Consider the following 15,023-nt stretch of genomic DNA (forward strand, 5'->3'; position numbering starts at 1 on the left):
ACTGCTTATCCTGATCGATCAAGCATTGTCCTAAAGCAACGTCAACGCTAACTTCGTCGAGGTGAAGAAACGAATTTTAGACACCCTCTCGGCAAGATATCCCCGTGTGTTGGACCAACATAGCCTAATGTGTTGAGGCATCACATTACCATCGTTTTCGCAAAACGATTACGATGCCTTTTTGTCACACTCGGAGCAGTCGGCGCTGAATATCGCGGCGTAAAGTCCTCTAAGATTTTATCCTACATTCGGTTTCAAAACCAGCTTTACAACTCACTCAACCATAGAACATATTCCTCCTAATGGAGTGGTTTTATCTGATTGAGCAAAATCAATATGGTCCGTTTACCGAAGACGACCTACACAGCTTGGCGCGCCAAGGCGTCATAACCCATGATCAATTGGTCTGGCGCAACGGCTTGGCCGGATGGATTTCCTACGGCGAGGCCTTCCAAGACTCCTCCAAGGCCGCCCCGCCAACAAAGCGAAACCTGCAATCCCAACCCCGCCCGATAGAGGGCGACGGCTCGCTCCGGGATCTATTTGAAAGCTCCAAGGCCGCCCTCACCGGTGCCTGGAACACAACCGCAACCGCCATTTTCGTATCCCTGCTGGTCTCCAGCCTGATTGGCGGCATACCGCTAGTAGGCGTGTTCATCGCCCTGGGGCCAATGACCGTGGGGCTGGCTCGCTATGCGCTGCTGCGCGCGCGCGACCAGGATCCTGAGATGGTTGACCTCTTTGTCGGCCTCAAAAACATATCCCTGCTGCTGCGCTCCACTGGGCTCAGCCTGATCATTTGCGTACTCTGTTTGCTCATCATTTCGGTTCCGGTAGCCATTTCAGCTGGAGTCGCCCTCGCCAAAAACGGCGGCATTCCAGCCAATTTTGAAGCCGATGGCCAAGCCTTCATGAGCGCCTTTATGGGCGCTCTGCTCATCACGCTTCCCTTGGCCGCGCTCCTGAGCTTCTACCTGTGGTCGCGTCTCAGCCTCGGCTTTTTCAAAATGGCGGCCGATGAAGAAACAAGCGCTTTCGCCGCTCTAAAAGCTGGCTGGCGCGTGAGCAAGGGAAAATCATTCAAACTCATCCTCATCTACCTGCGCATCTGGTGCATTGGCTTTATTGGCATTTTTGCGCTATACACGATCGTCTGGCTTTTCAGTCTCATAGGCGAGGCGGCAGCGATAATTGCCGTCGTCTTACTCTTCCTAGGCTATTTCTTTGGCGGCTTGGCCTTGCGCGCGTGGCTGCTGGTCACGCTGGCTTGCTACTTCGACTACTTTAGCGGCGATGAAGCCGATGCCGACTAACGCCGCGCCGTTTTTAACGTTCGCCATCCACCATTCGGCATTCGCTATACTCACGCCATGCCCAATCCTGTCTTTGATCCCCTGCCCGATGAGCTCGTCAACGCACTCGAATCCATGCCGCGCGACGAGCTTGCCCAACTGCGGGAAAAGCTCATTGCTGCGCGCAACCACCCCCGACGCCTCAAGGAAATGCGCCGCGTCCTTGGAGAGCGCACCCAGTGGCTCTCCATCGTCCTCGAGGACATTTTTCAACCACACAACAGCTCCGCCGTCCTCCGCACCGCCGAATGCTTTGGCGTGCAGACAGTCCACGTCGTCGAAAAATCGCGCAAATTCAAGATCAGCAATCAGGTAGCCATGGGCGGGGCCAAGTGGATCGATGTCGAACGCTACGACCACACCGCCGATTGCCTCGCCAAGCTCCGCGCCCAGGGCTACCGCTGCGCCGCCGCCACCCTCCGCGACGACGCCCTGCCCCTCGACGAAGTCCCGCTCGATAAACCACTCGCCGTCCTCATCGGTCATGAACGGCGCGGCCTCAGCGAAGCCGCCCACGATGCGGCCGACGTCTGGTTTCGCCTCCCCATGCACGGCTTTACTCAGAGCTACAACCTCTCCGTTTTCAGCTCGCTCTGCCTTTACGAACTCACCCAACGCCTCCGCGACAGCGACCTCCCCTGGCGCCTCAGCGAAGAGGAAAAAGAGCGCATCCTCACCCGCTGGCTCTGCCAGGACGCCAAAGCCATCGAAAACCTCGCCTGCAACATCCTGTTGCATCGATAGATTTTCGCACTGCGAAAATGGCCTATCCAACTTGCCCCATGGTAGGCCGCAACTTATGAACAAGCCGCTCCTTGCCCCTCAGATCCAAGCCATCTGACAGAGGTGACTCGGATCGTCTCTCGATCCGCCGTTTAATCCTGCATGCGCCTACCTCTTGGAGACGGACAAAAGGTCCGCCGTGCGCACATGAAAGACCTCACGCTGCTCATTGGTGATCAAAAGCGTGTCAGCGTCGAGAAAGCAGATTGCCTCACACTGGGCAGCGCGAATCGGCAACCAGGCGACCTCGCCCGCAAACAACTGGTCCGCATCGCCCGCTGGCGGAGTGAAAAGCCAGATCCCACTGTAAGTCAGCACCGCGACTTGTTCGCCATCATTCCAAGACGCGGCGCCGGTGACCATCTCCCGCAGATTGGCCTTCGAGACCAGGGTCAGCGCATTGGACTTATCTTCGCGCGGAGAATCCAAGCGATAGAGTGCGGCGTCGCGATCCGCGCGGTGCTTCATCAGCAGATAAATTTTCCCTTGGGCCACGAACACCGCCTCGCAGTCAAAATTATTCATGGCGGGCGGAAACTCCCATTGTTCCGGATAATGAATCGGCCAGACCGCTGTCGGTGTGGCGCTGGTCGCCGTGGCGTAATCCGGCTCCGGGACCCGATACAGCGTCAGGTTGCGGCGTCGGTTATTGTTGTTGCCCACATCAGGAATGATCAGGTTGCCGCGAAAATCCGAAGCCAAATCCTCCCAATCCTGATTCCGCGCGCCTTCAACCGCCACACCCGCAGCGCCAGCCTTGCCCACTAAGTTGCCGAAGGCGTCGATGGCGAATATCCGTGCACGATCACCGCTGTCGTTGAGCGTCCAGAAGACGCCTGGCGCCGAACCACGCGCCAAACCGGACGACTCATTCACTGCACGCGGAAGCTCACCAATTTCCTTCAACGCCACCGGCGCCTGATTGGGCACATCGAAATACACCGGGCGCACTGGCTGCGCCGTGGTTGCGCAACCGAACAGCAGCGCCAGCGCCAGACCAGCCAACAAACTTTTTCCCCTTGTGTTCATCATACCCCGGGCAAGACTGTAACGCACAAGCGCTACCGCAAACCATTTCGCCATGCATATCCCCATCGAAGACCTCGCCGAAGACGTCATCAGCAAAGCCCAGTCCGGACTTGGCATCAGCGACGGCGAACTGGCCGAGCAATGCCCCGCCGAGCGCAACGCCATCCGCCAATTGCGCAAAGGCGAGTTTGACGCCGCCACTGCACTCGCCATCGCGCCAATCCTTGGCCTGGATGCCGAAGCTCTCGTCGCACTTGGTGAAAAAGCCTGGTATCCCGCCCCCATTTCCCTCGTCGGTTTGGTGCAAATCAACACCCCGCACCCCGTGCCGGGCTACGAGGAAATGACCGTCAACGCCTACCTGATCGGCGATCCGGCCACCAGCAAGGCCGCCGCATTTGACACCGGGGCCGACGCCACGCCGCTGCTGGAAACTTTGCAACGCAAAGTGTGGTCCCTCGAATCCATTTTCATCACCCACACCCACCGTGACCACATCAAGGACTTGGCCAAGCTCAAGGCCCCCCTTGCCCCCGGCGGCAAGGTCTATGTCCACGGCAATGAAGCCTTCCCCGGCGCCACCGAAATCCGTGATGGCGCTGCCTTTGAGTTGGGTTCCTTAAAGATTACCGCCCGTGAAACCAGTGGCCACTCCCCTGGCGGCACGACGTTTATTGTCGAGGGGCTGGCTCGCCCGGTCGCCATCGTTGGCGACGCCATCTTCGCGGGCTCCATTGGTGGCGTGCGCGCCAATTACCGACTCGCACTGAAGCAGATCCGCGAGCACGTGCTCAGCCTGCCAGGAGAGACCATTATTTGCCCCGGCCACGGCCCTATGACCACCGTGGCGGAGGAGCTCCAACGCAACCCGTTCTTTTAAGGGATTTTTCACCTGGAAAATTAATGGGGGAATTAACAGGCTGTTCAGTCCTCCCATCTTTCCATGAAATATTCCTACTGCTTAATCCTCGCCTCATTAGCCGCCAGCACGCCCACACAGGCGATCTTGCAAGGCTACTGGAACATGAATTCAAACGCGAACATTGGCAAACTCGACGCCAATCAGGGCGAACAAGCGGCCACGGTCGCGGCAAGCTTCGTTGAAATCACCGCTGGATTCATCGGTGAAATTGAGCCAGATGTCAGCGGCACGACTGAAAACTTGATTCCCCCCACCATCGGCTTTAACCGGGCAGTTGGCTTTTTTCGGGCGGGATCCGTTTATTATGATGGCGCTTTTGAGATGTTCAATTTCGACTTCAGCGATCTCAGCGAAGTCTCGGTGTCTTTTGCTTACCGCGGCGAAAAGTTTTTCACCTGGGACAGCAACCTCGACGTCAATTACCGGATTGACGGCGGCGACTGGGAGAACATCGCAGAGGGCATCACTTATAGCAGCGATTGGAATGTCGCCACCATCGACATGAGCGTGGTGGACGGGTTCGACAACGTCGACTTCCAGATTCGCACCACAAACTGGGCCAGCATCGCGGGCTTTCTGGATATTGACAATGTTCAGGTCAACGCCATCCCCGAGCCATCAACATACGCTCTTATGGCTAGCGTCAGCGCCCTTGGGCTCCTTGCATTTCGTCGTCGGCGTTAATATGTGTTTGGCGCCACGCCGTTCCATCTCTAAAGTTAACGCAATCAACCGTTAACCATCATTCTACCATGAAAATTTCCGACGAAGTGGCGGCGGCCATCAACACGCAGATCAACAACGAGCTCACCTCTTCCTACCTCTACCTCGCCATGTCTGCATGGTTTGAGACACAGCCCTACCCTGGCTTTGCAAAGTGGATGCTCAAGCAAAGCGACGAAGAGCGCATGCACGCCATGAAGTTCTTCGGTTACCTGAATGATCGCGGCGGAGTCGTCAAGCTGGAGGCGATCAAGCAGCCGCAGGCTACCTACACCAAGCCACTCGAAGCATTCCAACTCGCGCTCGAAAGCGAGATCAAAACCACTAAGCAAATCCACGCCATTTACGAAGTCGCCGACCAGGTTAAAGACTACGAAACGCGCCATTTCCTCAGTTGGTTCTTGGAAGAGCAGGTCGAAGAAGAAAAGACCGCCTCGGATTGGGTGCAGAAGCTCGAAATGGCCGACGACCACGTCAACGCCCTCTTCAATCTCGATCACGAAGCCAATACGCGCCAAGATATCTGACCGGGGGGAGGCCTACTGGCATGAATCCGCTCAAGCTGCCGCCTTTTTGGTTCCTGCTCGCGGTCGCAGCCCAGTTTGGTCTTAATTGGTTTACGCCTCAAAATGCATCCGGCTGGGGTTGGTATGCTGTGGGTTACCTACTGCTGGCCCTCGGCATGTTTCTCGTGCTGGGCGCTTGGATGTCCTTCCGCATTCACGATACGCCAATTTGCCCGTTTAAGCAGCCGACGCACCTCATCACCGACGGCGTATTCCGCTTTAGCCGTAACCCGATTTATCTCGGTCAGGCGTTCATGCTTTTGGGCCTCGCCGCCCTGCATGGGGCCTGGGTGACGCTGTTGCCGATCCCACTGTTAATCGCAATCCTGCACGTTGGCTTCATCCGCCCTGAGGAGCGCATACTCTCCCAGCAATGTGGCGCAGAATTCGCCACCTACCGCTCGCGAGTGCGCGCTTGGCTGTGAAGTTATCGTCGTCGACGCCGCATCAAGACGACCAGCCCAACCAACGCCCCCAAGCCCGCCGCAGTCGCACTAGGCTCGGGCACGAGCGACACATTGTCGAATGTGTTCGACAGCGAGTTGTCGTAAAGCGCCACCTGTCCGCTGGAAAATGTCGAATCGGTCAATGAGGTCGCTGGCGTCAGTGAGCCATCCACGTAAACGGAGTAAGTGTCGCCGACGACAGTGATGCGCAGGTGCGGATCGCTCACGCCCACGGTGAAAACGCCATTGGCAATATTCAGGCTCGAGCCGTAAGTCGTGCCGTCACTGACTACGTGCCAGTAGAGATCGCCACCTCCAGCGCCTGCCACTAAGAGTACGCCCGCGCGCCCAATCGATGTGCCACCAGCCTCCGTGCTGTGCAACCAGACTCCACCATCAGTTACATCGTTTATATCCAGCTCGATCTCGAAATCGGTCAGGACATAGGGCAAGGCGGAGAGCGCATTCGGGGCGTTATCTGGGCTGGCCGCCGCATAGACGCCGCCACTGGCTGCCCAACCTCCACTGTTGTTCTCCCACAGCGGGCTCGCGCCGGAGTCAAAGTTATCAAAAAAGAGAATCGCCTGAACATTGGACGCCAGCAGACCGGAAAGCACGGCGCCCCCAAGCAGATTTCGACAAGTAGCAGTAATCATCGCAGCAGTGAGTTAAGATTCGAAACTGCATTCGATAATAGCGCCCCATCACCCGAAGTCCAGCGTCAACCATGGCAAAGGCTCATTCGGCGCTAACTACGCGTATCTAAACTGAACGAAAGACGACGCAAAACCACGCGACAAACCAACACGAGGCCACCCGGCGCGGTGGCGGCCGCGAGGTAAACAAGCGCAAACGAAGACGTCGTCGTTTGTCGCAACAGGCCAAATGACGCCACATAGAGTAGCATATCGAGCATCTCTTTCAGCCAGAAAAAGCCTGTTATAAAACTGAGCGCGTAGCCCAGGTAAGCGCCGGCGGCATAGCTCAGCGGCAGACATCCCCAGACAATCGAAATGAACGCCAACCCCAGCCAGGAAAGCAATACCGGTAAGTTTGGCGCCCCCAGCCCCAGAGCAAAGCCCACTGGAAGCACAGCCATAAAGGCAAAGATTTGCTGACCCCCAAATCGTCTATTGGGAAATTGATATGGCATCGACCACTCAGTCCTTTCGGGCGTCCCGCTCAGCGCAATGCGCGACTGACGAACCATGACCGGGAGATCGTCTGGCTTGGTGTAAACATCCTGCCAACTGTTATGCGACACTTAATGACTTTGTCGTGTATTCAACTATGCAGCAAGGAGTTTTTAAGCAGGGACTCGCATGCGTTCGTTGGCGGCAACCATATCCATGGGCCAATAATCGCTCGGCTTCCCGCAGTGCTTGAGAAACAGGCTGGTATCCTCCGCCAATTGATTCACTGCAAACTGATGCGCACGCTTAGTCCAGAGGGATTCGCCGACAGGATCAGCGGATGCCTTCTGGGCCTTTTCACCGAAGCATCGCTTCCAAAGGCGTTTGAATCGTGACTTCGGGGAACTCCGTATGGTTTGAGCATTCGCATTCAGACGCTCCAAAGTTGCCTCCTCTGGGGGCAAACGCTCGACATTCAAAAAGTCACAAAGACGGGCAATCTCAGTCTGTGGGTCATTTCGCAAGGAATCCAAAAAGATAATGTGGATTTGCTTATCGGAAAATTCATTTCGATAAGCGCTCAGTTGATGCCAATACATTGAGGGGCGCACGAGAGTCGTCTCATACTCGCCCGATAGCAGATCTTCTTCGAACGCGCGAAACTTTGTGTTCCCCGAACGTTCATACATACGGTAGTGCGATAAAATGCGATCCAATGGATGCCGAACCAAATAAACAATTTTCACTCGGGGAAGCGTCCGCTTGATTCTCGCCACTGCTTTGGGTGAGTGCGATCTCATTGAATAATGAACGGAACCCTCGCCGATCGCAACATGCTCCGGCTTAATGTCGAAATGGTCACGATACCAGTCCAGCCCTTTGGCGTAATTCTCGTCGTGGCTGAAATATTTCACTTCTTTGGGCGCGGAAAAACAAACCTGCTTGTGCTGAGAAAGCTTATTGCAAAGTGACGTGGTGCCAGACTTTGCGGCGCCAATTATGAGAAATGTAGGTTCGCTATGCATTGTTTGTGTTCAGCGAACGGAGTCTCGCTTGGCTCATTTAAACGTAGATTTTTTAAAGTTGTTTCAGATCAATGCCCCTTCCGGCATAAAAGCGGCAATAAACAGATAAAATCAGCGGGTTCGGTCACTAAAGAATGTGCTACATGCAGGTAATTGACTGCATTACCAGCATATTCACTTGACGGTGACAGCTAATTCCGCGCCAGCTCGCTAGTCACAATTTTGTGCGCTGATTCGTAGCGAGACCCTCAAGCTAAAGTTCAGCGCCCTTGAGCATGAAAATCCCCCTTCCCCCTTGACGCCGGACGTAGCAGCGGTGTAATTTGGAATGTTTCTAAATAGATCGATCATGGGCAAAACGCTTTTTCATAAGGTCTGGGAAGACCACGCAGTACGCAAACTGCCGAACGGCCAAACACAGCTGTTTATCGGCACGCACCTCATTCACGAGGTGACCTCGCCGCAAGCCTTTGGCATGCTCCGTGAGCTCGGCTTCTCCGTCAAATACCCCCAGCGCACCTTCGCCACCGTCGACCACATCGTGCCGACCAACGAAGCCATCGAGCCCTACAGCGACCCGCTGGCCCAGGCCATGATCGAGGAGCTCCGCAAAAACTGCGCAGACAACGGCGTCACATTCTTCGACACCAACACTGGCAAGCAGGGCGTCGTCCACATCGTGGGCCCCGAACAAGGCATCACTCAGCCCGGCACGACCATTGCCTGTGGAGACAGCCATACCGCCACCCACGGCGCATTTGGCGCGATCGCTTTCGGGATCGGCACCAGCCAGGTGCGCGACGTACTCGCCACGCAAACGCTGGCCCTGAGTGAGCTCAAGGTGCGCCGCATCAACGTCAACGGCCGACTCGGGCCGGGCGTTTACGCCAAGGATGTCATCCTGCACATCATCCGCCTCCTCGGCGTCAATGGCGGTCTCGGCTACGCCTATGAATACGGCGGCGACGTCTTCGATCGCATGACGATGGAAGAGCGCATGACCGTGTGCAACATGTCCATCGAAGGCGGCGCACGCTGCGGCTACGTCAACCCGGACGAAACAACCTTTGCTTACTTGAAAGGCCGCCCCTACTCGCCACAGGGCGCTGCATGGGACGCCACCGTCGCGAAGTGGAAGGCCTACGCCTCCGACAAAGACGCCGTTTTCGACGACGTTTACAATATCGACGCCGCCGACATCAAGCCGACCGTTACCTGGGGCATCAATCCCGCCCAAGCCATTTTCGTCGACGAAAACATGCCGCTGCTCGACGAGCTAGACGCGCATGACCGCGCCACCGCACAAGAAGCCTACGAATACATGAGCCTCACCGAGGGCACGCCCATTCGCGGCCAGAAGATCGATGTCGCGTTCATCGGCTCCTGCACCAATGGCCGCCTGAGCGACCTCGAAGAAGTCGCGCAATACGTAAAAGGCAAGAAGGTCGCCGAGCACGTCAAAGCGATCGTCGTTCCTGGCTCACAAGTTGTCGCCGCGATTGCGATTGAAAAGGGCCTCGACAAGGTATTCGCCGAAGCTGGCTTCGAATGGCGCGGCGCCGGTTGCTCCATGTGCCTGGCCATGAACCCGGACAAGCTCATCGGCAACCAGCTCTGCGCCAGCTCCTCGAACCGCAACTTCAAGGGCCGTCAGGGCAGTCCGACTGGACGCACCCTCTTGATGAGCCCGGTCATGGTCGCCGCTGCCGCGATCACCGGCGAAGTCACCGACGCTCGTGAGTTGTTCAACCAAACCGAAGCGATGGCGGCGGTTTGATTGAGATTAAAGAGAGCAAAAAACTTAAGAAACGCCGACCAGGATATGGTCGGCGTTTTTTTGGCTACTTGGCTGGGACCATGCGCGCCAACTCGTCCGGGCTGTTGAATAGCAAGTAAATCGCGCCATCGGGACCACTCCCGACATCGCGGATGCGGCCACGGTCTTCCAGGATGACTTCGTCGCTGACAAGCTTTTCGCCGTCGAGCGTGATCAAGTGAAGCTCCTCCTGCCGAAGCGAAGTAACCAGTAGCTTATTCTCCCAGTTGGGGAAGGCCTTGCCCTCGTAGAAATCCATCCCGCACACGGCAATAGACGGCGTCCAGTAATGCACGGGCTGAGCCATGCCCGGCGCTGACGTTTCGCTCGTGATCGGCGTGCCGTTGTAATTCATGCCATAGGTGATGACCGGCCAGCCGTAATTCACGCCTTTCTTGATCACGTTGAGCTCGTCGCCTCCGCGCGGACCGTGCTCTGTTTCCCAAAGCTGCCCCGTCACCGGATGGAAGTCGAGCCCCTGCGGGTTGCGGTTGCCATAGCTCCAGAGCGTGGGATAGCCATCATCCACAAACGGGTTGTCCTGCGGGATGCTCCCATCGTCAAAAACACGGTGAATCTTTCCATTGGGGCGAGTCGTGTCCTGCGCCTGATCTTGCTGACCGCGGTCACCAATGCTGAAGAATAAATAACCATTTTTATCGAAGGCCATGCGACTGCCGAAATGCTGCCCCTTGCCAGTGTAATACTCCTCGTTCGCCTGAAAAATGGTCTGCTGCTCAACCCATTTTCCATTATCAATTTTCCCACGGACCACTTTCGTCAACGCGCCATTCCCCTGTGAATCACTGAAGGCTAAATACACCCAGCCGTTATCGGTGTAGTGCGGGTGAAGGGCAACTTCCAGCATACCGCCCTGCCCCTTGTCGCTAACTTCCGGGATGCCCTTAATCGATGGCCCCACGGTACCGTCAGCTTCGATGATGCGCAGCCCGCCGGGTTTCTCCGTCACCAGAAAACGCCCCCCCGGCAGAAACGCCAGCGACCACGGCGTTTTCAGGCCATCGGCGACCTTTTCCAAACGAAAGCGCTCGCCCGCCACGTTGTATACATCCGTGGTTCCTGGCTCTGGCTTGGGCGGATTCTCCAGGGCGTATTTCTCCCTTTCCTTCACGTAGATGACGAGGGCGCGAATCTCCTCCTTCGACAGCAAGCTTTTAAACGGAGGCATGCCGAGCTCCGGCTGGCCATTGGTAATGATGTCGGAGATCGATTCCGGGCTGCCATCGCCACGCCACACGCCGTCAACCAATGATTTGCCAAGGCCGCCTTCCAGCTTTTCGCCATGGCAAATCTGACAATGCTGCGCATAAAGCTCGTCTACCTTGGCAGCATCCAGCACACCCCCTACGCCAACCAATCCACCAACAAGCAACCATCGAATCATGCGAACTGCATAGCAGAAAATTCAGCCGCCGCAAACTTCATCCGCAAATAACCGTCGCCGAGCACTCAAAATTCCCCCACGCTGCTCCCCGTGAAAACCGCTGACACCGCTGACGAATTCCTGGCCTGCGCCGCCGATTTCCAACTGGGCAAACTCGACACCGAGCAACCCCACCCCCTGACGCAAAACCTGTCCGCCCAATGCCAGAACGACCTCCCCGCCGCTGTTGACGCGCTGAAGGCTGTCGACGAACAAGCGCTCGCAACCATGGCTCAACGTCTGGCGCCGGCGCCAGAGCTCGCGGCAGACATCCATGCCGCCTGGGCCAACGGCGGCCGCATCTTCCTGGCCGGTTGTGGCGCCACCGGGCGACTCTCCATCGCCCTGGAAACCTTTTGCCGCAGCGGTCTGCTACCGGAAGCTTTGCAAGACAAAGTAATCGGCTTCATGGCAGGCGGCGACGCCGCGCTGATCCGCTCCATCGAAGGCTTTGAGGACTTCCCCAGCTACGGCGCCCGTCAACTGCGTGAGCTGGGCTTTGGCGCAAAGGATTTGCTCATCGCCTCCACCGAGGGCGGCGAGACACCGTGGGTGATCGGCGCTGCGGAGGAAGCCGCGCGCATCAGCAAGCGTGCGCCGTGGTTCTGCTATTGCAACCCCGACGACTTACTCTGCGATTTGGTCGAACGCTCGCGCCGCGTCATCGACAACCCCAGCATCCGTAAATGGAACCTCGCCGTCGGCCCAATGGGCATTGCAGGCAGCACGCGCATGCAATCCAGCACTGTCCTGCAATACGGAATTGGGCTCACCCTGGAGCTCGCCGCCAAGGAAGACTTTGCAATGCAAAGCTTTTGCCAGCGATTGACGAAATTTCAGGAAGTCGTCACCCGGCTAAACTGGCGTTTCCTCACCGATTTCATCCAACGCGAAAGCGAGATCTACCAGCAAGGCGACCGCACGCTTTATGTCACCGAGGACTTCGGCGTCACCGTACTCACCGACACAACGGAACGTTCACCGACGTTTTCCCTGCCAGTGTTTGAGAACTATACCGGAGACCAAACCACCGAACCGCGCAGCCTGTGCTACCTGACGATCCCTAGCCAGCCAGCCGTCGCCCTGGCCTGGCGACAACTCCTACTGCGCGACCCGCGCTGCCTCACCTGGCCAGACGAGCTCCCCGTCACCCGTCACGAGCGCCTGATGGGTTATGACATCAGTGCGCGCGCCGCGCATAACCGCGCCGCCTCCTGCGGTGAAGCGCGGCACCACGTGTTCAGCATCGATTCAGTCGACGGCGTCATCATGTGGTCGCTGGATCGCCTCGCGGCGACTGCCGTGCCCCCGGGCCTTCCCCTGCTCGATGCACAGACTTTGCTCAAGATGCTGCTCAATGCCCACTCGACACTCGTCATGGGCCGACTTGGCCGCTACGAGGACAACCTCATGACCTACGTCAAACCGAGCAACAACAAGCTGATCGATCGCGCAATCCGCTACATTCAAACTTTGCAACGCAGAGTAAACAGCGCCCCCTCCAGCTACGAAACCATTTGCCGCGAACTTTACGAACAACGCAAAATCCTGGCGCCCGACGAACCAATCGTGCTGAAAACCTTAGCCGCTCTCGAGACTTAAACCCTTTCAAATTCGCGGAATTGGATAAATCCCAATTGACGCCCACACCGAAAGCCCGGAAAATCCCGCCACCATGCTGCTCATTCCCGAACCACGCAAACTCAAGATCAACGAAGGTTCCTGCCCAGCGGACATTGCTTCCAGTTTGAGCATTGGCGACAACGACATCCCCCCCCAGGGCTACCGCCTCACCATTCAACCCGGCAAAATATCGATCAAGGCCGCCGATGCCGCAGGCGCATTTTACGCCGAACAAACCCTGGAGCAAATAACCGAGCAATCCAAGGGCGCAGGCCTGCCCTGCCTGCGCATTGACGACTGGCCCGACTTCTCCGTCCGCGGCTACATGCTCGATATTTCCCGCGACCGCGTGCCCACTATGGAGCACCTGCGCCGCCTCGTCGACGCCCTAGCCGCGCTGCGCTATAACCAACTGCAGCTCTACACCGAACACACCTTCGCCTACACCGGGCATGAAACCGTGTGGGGCATGGCCTCGCCCATGACGGCCGAGGAGATCGAAGAACTCGACACCTATTGCGCGGACCGCCACATCGAGCTCGTGCCCAACCAGAATTCTTTCGGCCACTTCGAGCGTTGGCTTCAACATGAGGAATACCAAAACCTCGCCGAGTGCCCGGACGGCTTTACCCACCCGCTGACCGGCCCACGCCCCTATGGCGGCACCCTGCGACCCAATGAAGAAAGCCTCAGCTTTCTCAACGAACTTTACAGCGAACTGCTGCCCCATTTCTCGAGCAATAAATTTAACGTTGGCGGCGATGAGCCCTGGGAGCTGGGTCAAGGTTGGAGCAAAGCGCAAATCGACATTGAGGGCAAGCACGCCATCTACGCCCGCTTCCTCAAACGCATTTGCGAACTCGCCGAAAGCCACAACGCCGAGCCCATGTGCTGGGCCGACATCCTGCTCGAAAACCCGGCATTCATCGATGAGCTGCCCGCCAGCGTAACGCCCATACTTTGGGGCTACGAGGCCAACCACCCCTTCGACCAACAGTGCGCGATTCTCGCCAGCACGGATCGCCCCTTCTACGTGGCGCCCGGCGACTCCACCTGGAACAGCTTTACCGGCCGCGTCCGTAACATGCTCGAAAACATCCGCTCCGCCGCACGCCACGGGTTGAGCCAAAATGCAGTCGGCTTCCTGGTGACGCATTGGGGCGACAACGGCCATCCGCAAACGTGGGCGGTCAGCCTGCCGGGCATGGTCGCGGGCGCCTTATTTTCCTGGTATGGCGACGCCGAGAGCAACCTGGACCTCACCCGCCAAATCAACCGTCTCTTTTTTAAGGGAGAAGACCGCACCGCCGCCGAAGTGCTGTTGGAGCTCGGCGACGTCGACCACGCCATCCCGCTCAAGCTCGCCAACCAGAGTTTTCTTTTTTCCAGCATGAGACTGCCCATCGAGGAACTACAAGCCAAGCTGGTCAGTTGCCCGGAATCATGTTTTGAAGGCGTCATCAGCCAAACCTGGGAGTGGGAATCCGTGCTCAACGGCACGACTATCCACGCCGATGACGCCCATTGGCTGCGCGATGAAATGGACCTCGCGATCGACCTCACCCGCTTCGCTGCTCAGCGTTGCCTGGCTGTTAAAAGCCACACTGGCCCCGCAAACGAATTCAATCTCGGTTCAGGTTTGCGCGCCGAACTCTCCTCGCTCATTGGCCAATTTGAAAAACTGTGGACTCGCCGCAGCCGCATCGGCGGCTTGCACGAAAGCAGCCAACGCCTGCGCCGTTTGCTTTAGAAATCGGATCAGTCAATTCAGCGTAGCATTCTGTTCATATTTTGGCGAACCGCCATCAAGCCGCGTGCAAACAGCGAGAGCTGATACGAATCAAACTTTCGAAAGTCTATGTGAGTTTGGATAGTTCAAGCGAAGAGCATCCAATCAATAATAAAAACTTATTTCAAGAACCCATCAAATAAGTTTAATTGAACTTTCATCCAATTGCGATTGAATGAAACTCGAACCATTCAATCAACAGATACGGGGTAATCCTGTGAGATCCAGGAGCTGACGCGCAACTGTGTTCGGTCGCACGACCGAGAGCCAGAATTCCCGTGCTAGACATCTTCGCGCTTGAGATGTCGGCCTTGGCAACGTGCTCAGCTAGCAAGAAAAGTTAGGCAGGTTGGAGGGCTGACGTATCGGGCG

The 15,023-nt window shown here is 57.0% G+C and carries 14 protein-coding genes; 9 read left to right on the top strand and 5 right to left on the bottom strand.

The window, feature by feature from the left end; all coding sequences use genetic code 11:
- Nucleotides 1-302 precede the first annotated feature (302 nt).
- Both RBB63_RS09625 and RBB63_RS09630 read left to right on the top strand, forming a co-directional pair.
- Complete coding sequence (locus tag RBB63_RS09625) at nt 303-1,313, top strand: GYF domain-containing protein (protein ID WP_309383573.1); 1,011 nt, start codon at nt 303-305, stop codon at nt 1,311-1,313.
- Nucleotides 1,314-1,370: 57 nt separating this feature from the next.
- The gene (locus tag RBB63_RS09630) at nt 1,371-2,096 is read left to right on the top strand and encodes a TrmH family RNA methyltransferase (RefSeq protein WP_309383575.1); all 726 of its coding nucleotides are present in this window, start codon (nt 1,371-1,373) and stop codon (nt 2,094-2,096) included.
- 147 nt (nt 2,097-2,243) lie between these two features.
- Here the strand turns inward: RBB63_RS09630 and RBB63_RS09635 are convergent, their stop codons facing one another.
- Nucleotides 2,244-3,167, bottom strand: a complete 924-nt coding sequence (locus RBB63_RS09635) for a hypothetical protein (protein WP_309383577.1) — start codon at nt 3,165-3,167, stop codon at nt 2,244-2,246.
- Between the two features lie 49 nt (nt 3,168-3,216).
- On the opposite strand from RBB63_RS09635, the gene RBB63_RS09640 reads away from it, so the two are divergent.
- From RBB63_RS09640 to RBB63_RS09655, 4 genes are all read left to right on the top strand, one after another.
- Nucleotides 3,217-4,044: an MBL fold metallo-hydrolase gene (locus tag RBB63_RS09640; RefSeq protein WP_309383578.1), complete on the top strand. Its 828-nt coding sequence runs from the start codon at nt 3,217-3,219 to the stop codon at nt 4,042-4,044.
- A 63-nt stretch (nt 4,045-4,107) separates the two neighbouring features.
- Complete coding sequence (locus RBB63_RS09645) at nt 4,108-4,770, top strand: PEP-CTERM sorting domain-containing protein (protein WP_309383580.1); 663 nt, start codon at nt 4,108-4,110, stop codon at nt 4,768-4,770.
- Between the two features lie 68 nt (nt 4,771-4,838).
- Nucleotides 4,839-5,336, top strand: a complete 498-nt coding sequence (locus RBB63_RS09650) for a ferritin (protein WP_309383582.1) — start codon at nt 4,839-4,841, stop codon at nt 5,334-5,336.
- Nucleotides 5,337-5,356: 20 nt separating this feature from the next.
- A complete protein-coding gene (locus tag RBB63_RS09655; protein WP_309383584.1) occupies nt 5,357-5,800 on the top strand; it encodes a methyltransferase family protein in 444 nt (147 codons plus the stop codon).
- 2 nt (nt 5,801-5,802) lie between these two features.
- Here the strand turns inward: RBB63_RS09655 and RBB63_RS09660 are convergent, their stop codons facing one another.
- The 3 genes from RBB63_RS09660 to RBB63_RS09670 all read right to left on the bottom strand — a co-directional run bounded on the left by RBB63_RS09660 (nt 5,803) and on the right by RBB63_RS09670 (nt 7,979).
- Nucleotides 5,803-6,477, bottom strand: a complete 675-nt coding sequence (locus RBB63_RS09660; protein WP_309383586.1) for a hypothetical protein — start codon at nt 6,475-6,477, stop codon at nt 5,803-5,805.
- A 92-nt stretch (nt 6,478-6,569) separates the two neighbouring features.
- The gene (locus RBB63_RS09665; protein WP_309383587.1) at nt 6,570-7,085 is read right to left on the bottom strand and encodes a hypothetical protein; all 516 of its coding nucleotides are present in this window, start codon (nt 7,083-7,085) and stop codon (nt 6,570-6,572) included.
- 42 nt (nt 7,086-7,127) lie between these two features.
- Nucleotides 7,128-7,979: a sulfotransferase family protein gene (locus RBB63_RS09670; RefSeq protein ID WP_309383589.1), complete on the bottom strand. Its 852-nt coding sequence runs from the start codon at nt 7,977-7,979 to the stop codon at nt 7,128-7,130.
- A gap of 349 nt (nt 7,980-8,328) precedes the next feature.
- On the opposite strand from RBB63_RS09670, the gene leuC reads away from it, so the two are divergent.
- Nucleotides 8,329-9,756 carry a 3-isopropylmalate dehydratase large subunit gene (leuC, locus tag RBB63_RS09675; RefSeq protein WP_309383591.1) on the top strand — a complete coding sequence of 476 codons (1,428 nt, stop codon included), beginning with the start codon at nt 8,329-8,331 and terminating at the stop codon, nt 9,754-9,756.
- Nucleotides 9,757-9,820: 64 nt separating this feature from the next.
- On the opposite strand, the gene RBB63_RS09680 is transcribed toward leuC, so the two are convergent.
- Nucleotides 9,821-11,200 (bottom strand): PQQ-dependent sugar dehydrogenase, encoded by a 1,380-nt coding sequence (locus RBB63_RS09680; protein WP_309383593.1) that lies wholly within the window; start codon nt 11,198-11,200, stop codon nt 9,821-9,823.
- A 90-nt stretch (nt 11,201-11,290) separates the two neighbouring features.
- Between RBB63_RS09680 and RBB63_RS09685 the strand changes: the two genes are divergently transcribed.
- Nucleotides 11,291-12,841, top strand: a complete 1,551-nt coding sequence (locus RBB63_RS09685; protein ID WP_309383594.1) for an SIS domain-containing protein — start codon at nt 11,291-11,293, stop codon at nt 12,839-12,841.
- A gap of 73 nt (nt 12,842-12,914) precedes the next feature.
- Nucleotides 12,915-14,612: a beta-N-acetylhexosaminidase gene (locus RBB63_RS09690; protein ID WP_309383596.1), complete on the top strand. Its 1,698-nt coding sequence runs from the start codon at nt 12,915-12,917 to the stop codon at nt 14,610-14,612.
- The last annotated feature ends 411 nt before the right edge of the window (nt 14,613-15,023 follow it).

This window comes from Cerasicoccus frondis (assembly GCA_031296915.1).
GTDB lineage: Bacteria > Verrucomicrobiota > Verrucomicrobiia > Opitutales > Cerasicoccaceae > Cerasicoccus > Cerasicoccus frondis.

Excerpts from the sequence above, each read along its gene's own strand:
- RBB63_RS09625 (WP_309383573.1), top strand. The coding sequence starts at position 303 with ATGGAGTGGTTTTATCTGATTGAGCAAAATCAATATGGTCCGTTTACC.
- RBB63_RS09630 (WP_309383575.1), top strand. The coding sequence starts at position 1,371 with ATGCCCAATCCTGTCTTTGATCCCCTGCCCGATGAGCTCGTCAACGCA.
- RBB63_RS09635 (WP_309383577.1), bottom strand. The coding sequence starts at position 3,167 with ATGATGAACACAAGGGGAAAAAGTTTGTTGGCTGGTCTGGCGCTGGCG.
- RBB63_RS09640 (WP_309383578.1), top strand. The coding sequence starts at position 3,217 with ATGCATATCCCCATCGAAGACCTCGCCGAAGACGTCATCAGCAAAGCC.
- RBB63_RS09645 (WP_309383580.1), top strand. The coding sequence starts at position 4,108 with ATGAAATATTCCTACTGCTTAATCCTCGCCTCATTAGCCGCCAGCACG.
- RBB63_RS09650 (WP_309383582.1), top strand. The coding sequence starts at position 4,839 with ATGAAAATTTCCGACGAAGTGGCGGCGGCCATCAACACGCAGATCAAC.
- RBB63_RS09655 (WP_309383584.1), top strand. The coding sequence starts at position 5,357 with ATGAATCCGCTCAAGCTGCCGCCTTTTTGGTTCCTGCTCGCGGTCGCA.
- RBB63_RS09660 (WP_309383586.1), bottom strand. The coding sequence starts at position 6,477 with ATGATTACTGCTACTTGTCGAAATCTGCTTGGGGGCGCCGTGCTTTCC.
- RBB63_RS09670 (WP_309383589.1), bottom strand. The coding sequence starts at position 7,979 with ATGCATAGCGAACCTACATTTCTCATAATTGGCGCCGCAAAGTCTGGC.
- leuC (WP_309383591.1), top strand. The coding sequence starts at position 8,329 with ATGGGCAAAACGCTTTTTCATAAGGTCTGGGAAGACCACGCAGTACGC.
- RBB63_RS09680 (WP_309383593.1), bottom strand. The coding sequence starts at position 11,200 with ATGATTCGATGGTTGCTTGTTGGTGGATTGGTTGGCGTAGGGGGTGTG.
- RBB63_RS09690 (WP_309383596.1), top strand. The coding sequence starts at position 12,915 with ATGCTGCTCATTCCCGAACCACGCAAACTCAAGATCAACGAAGGTTCC.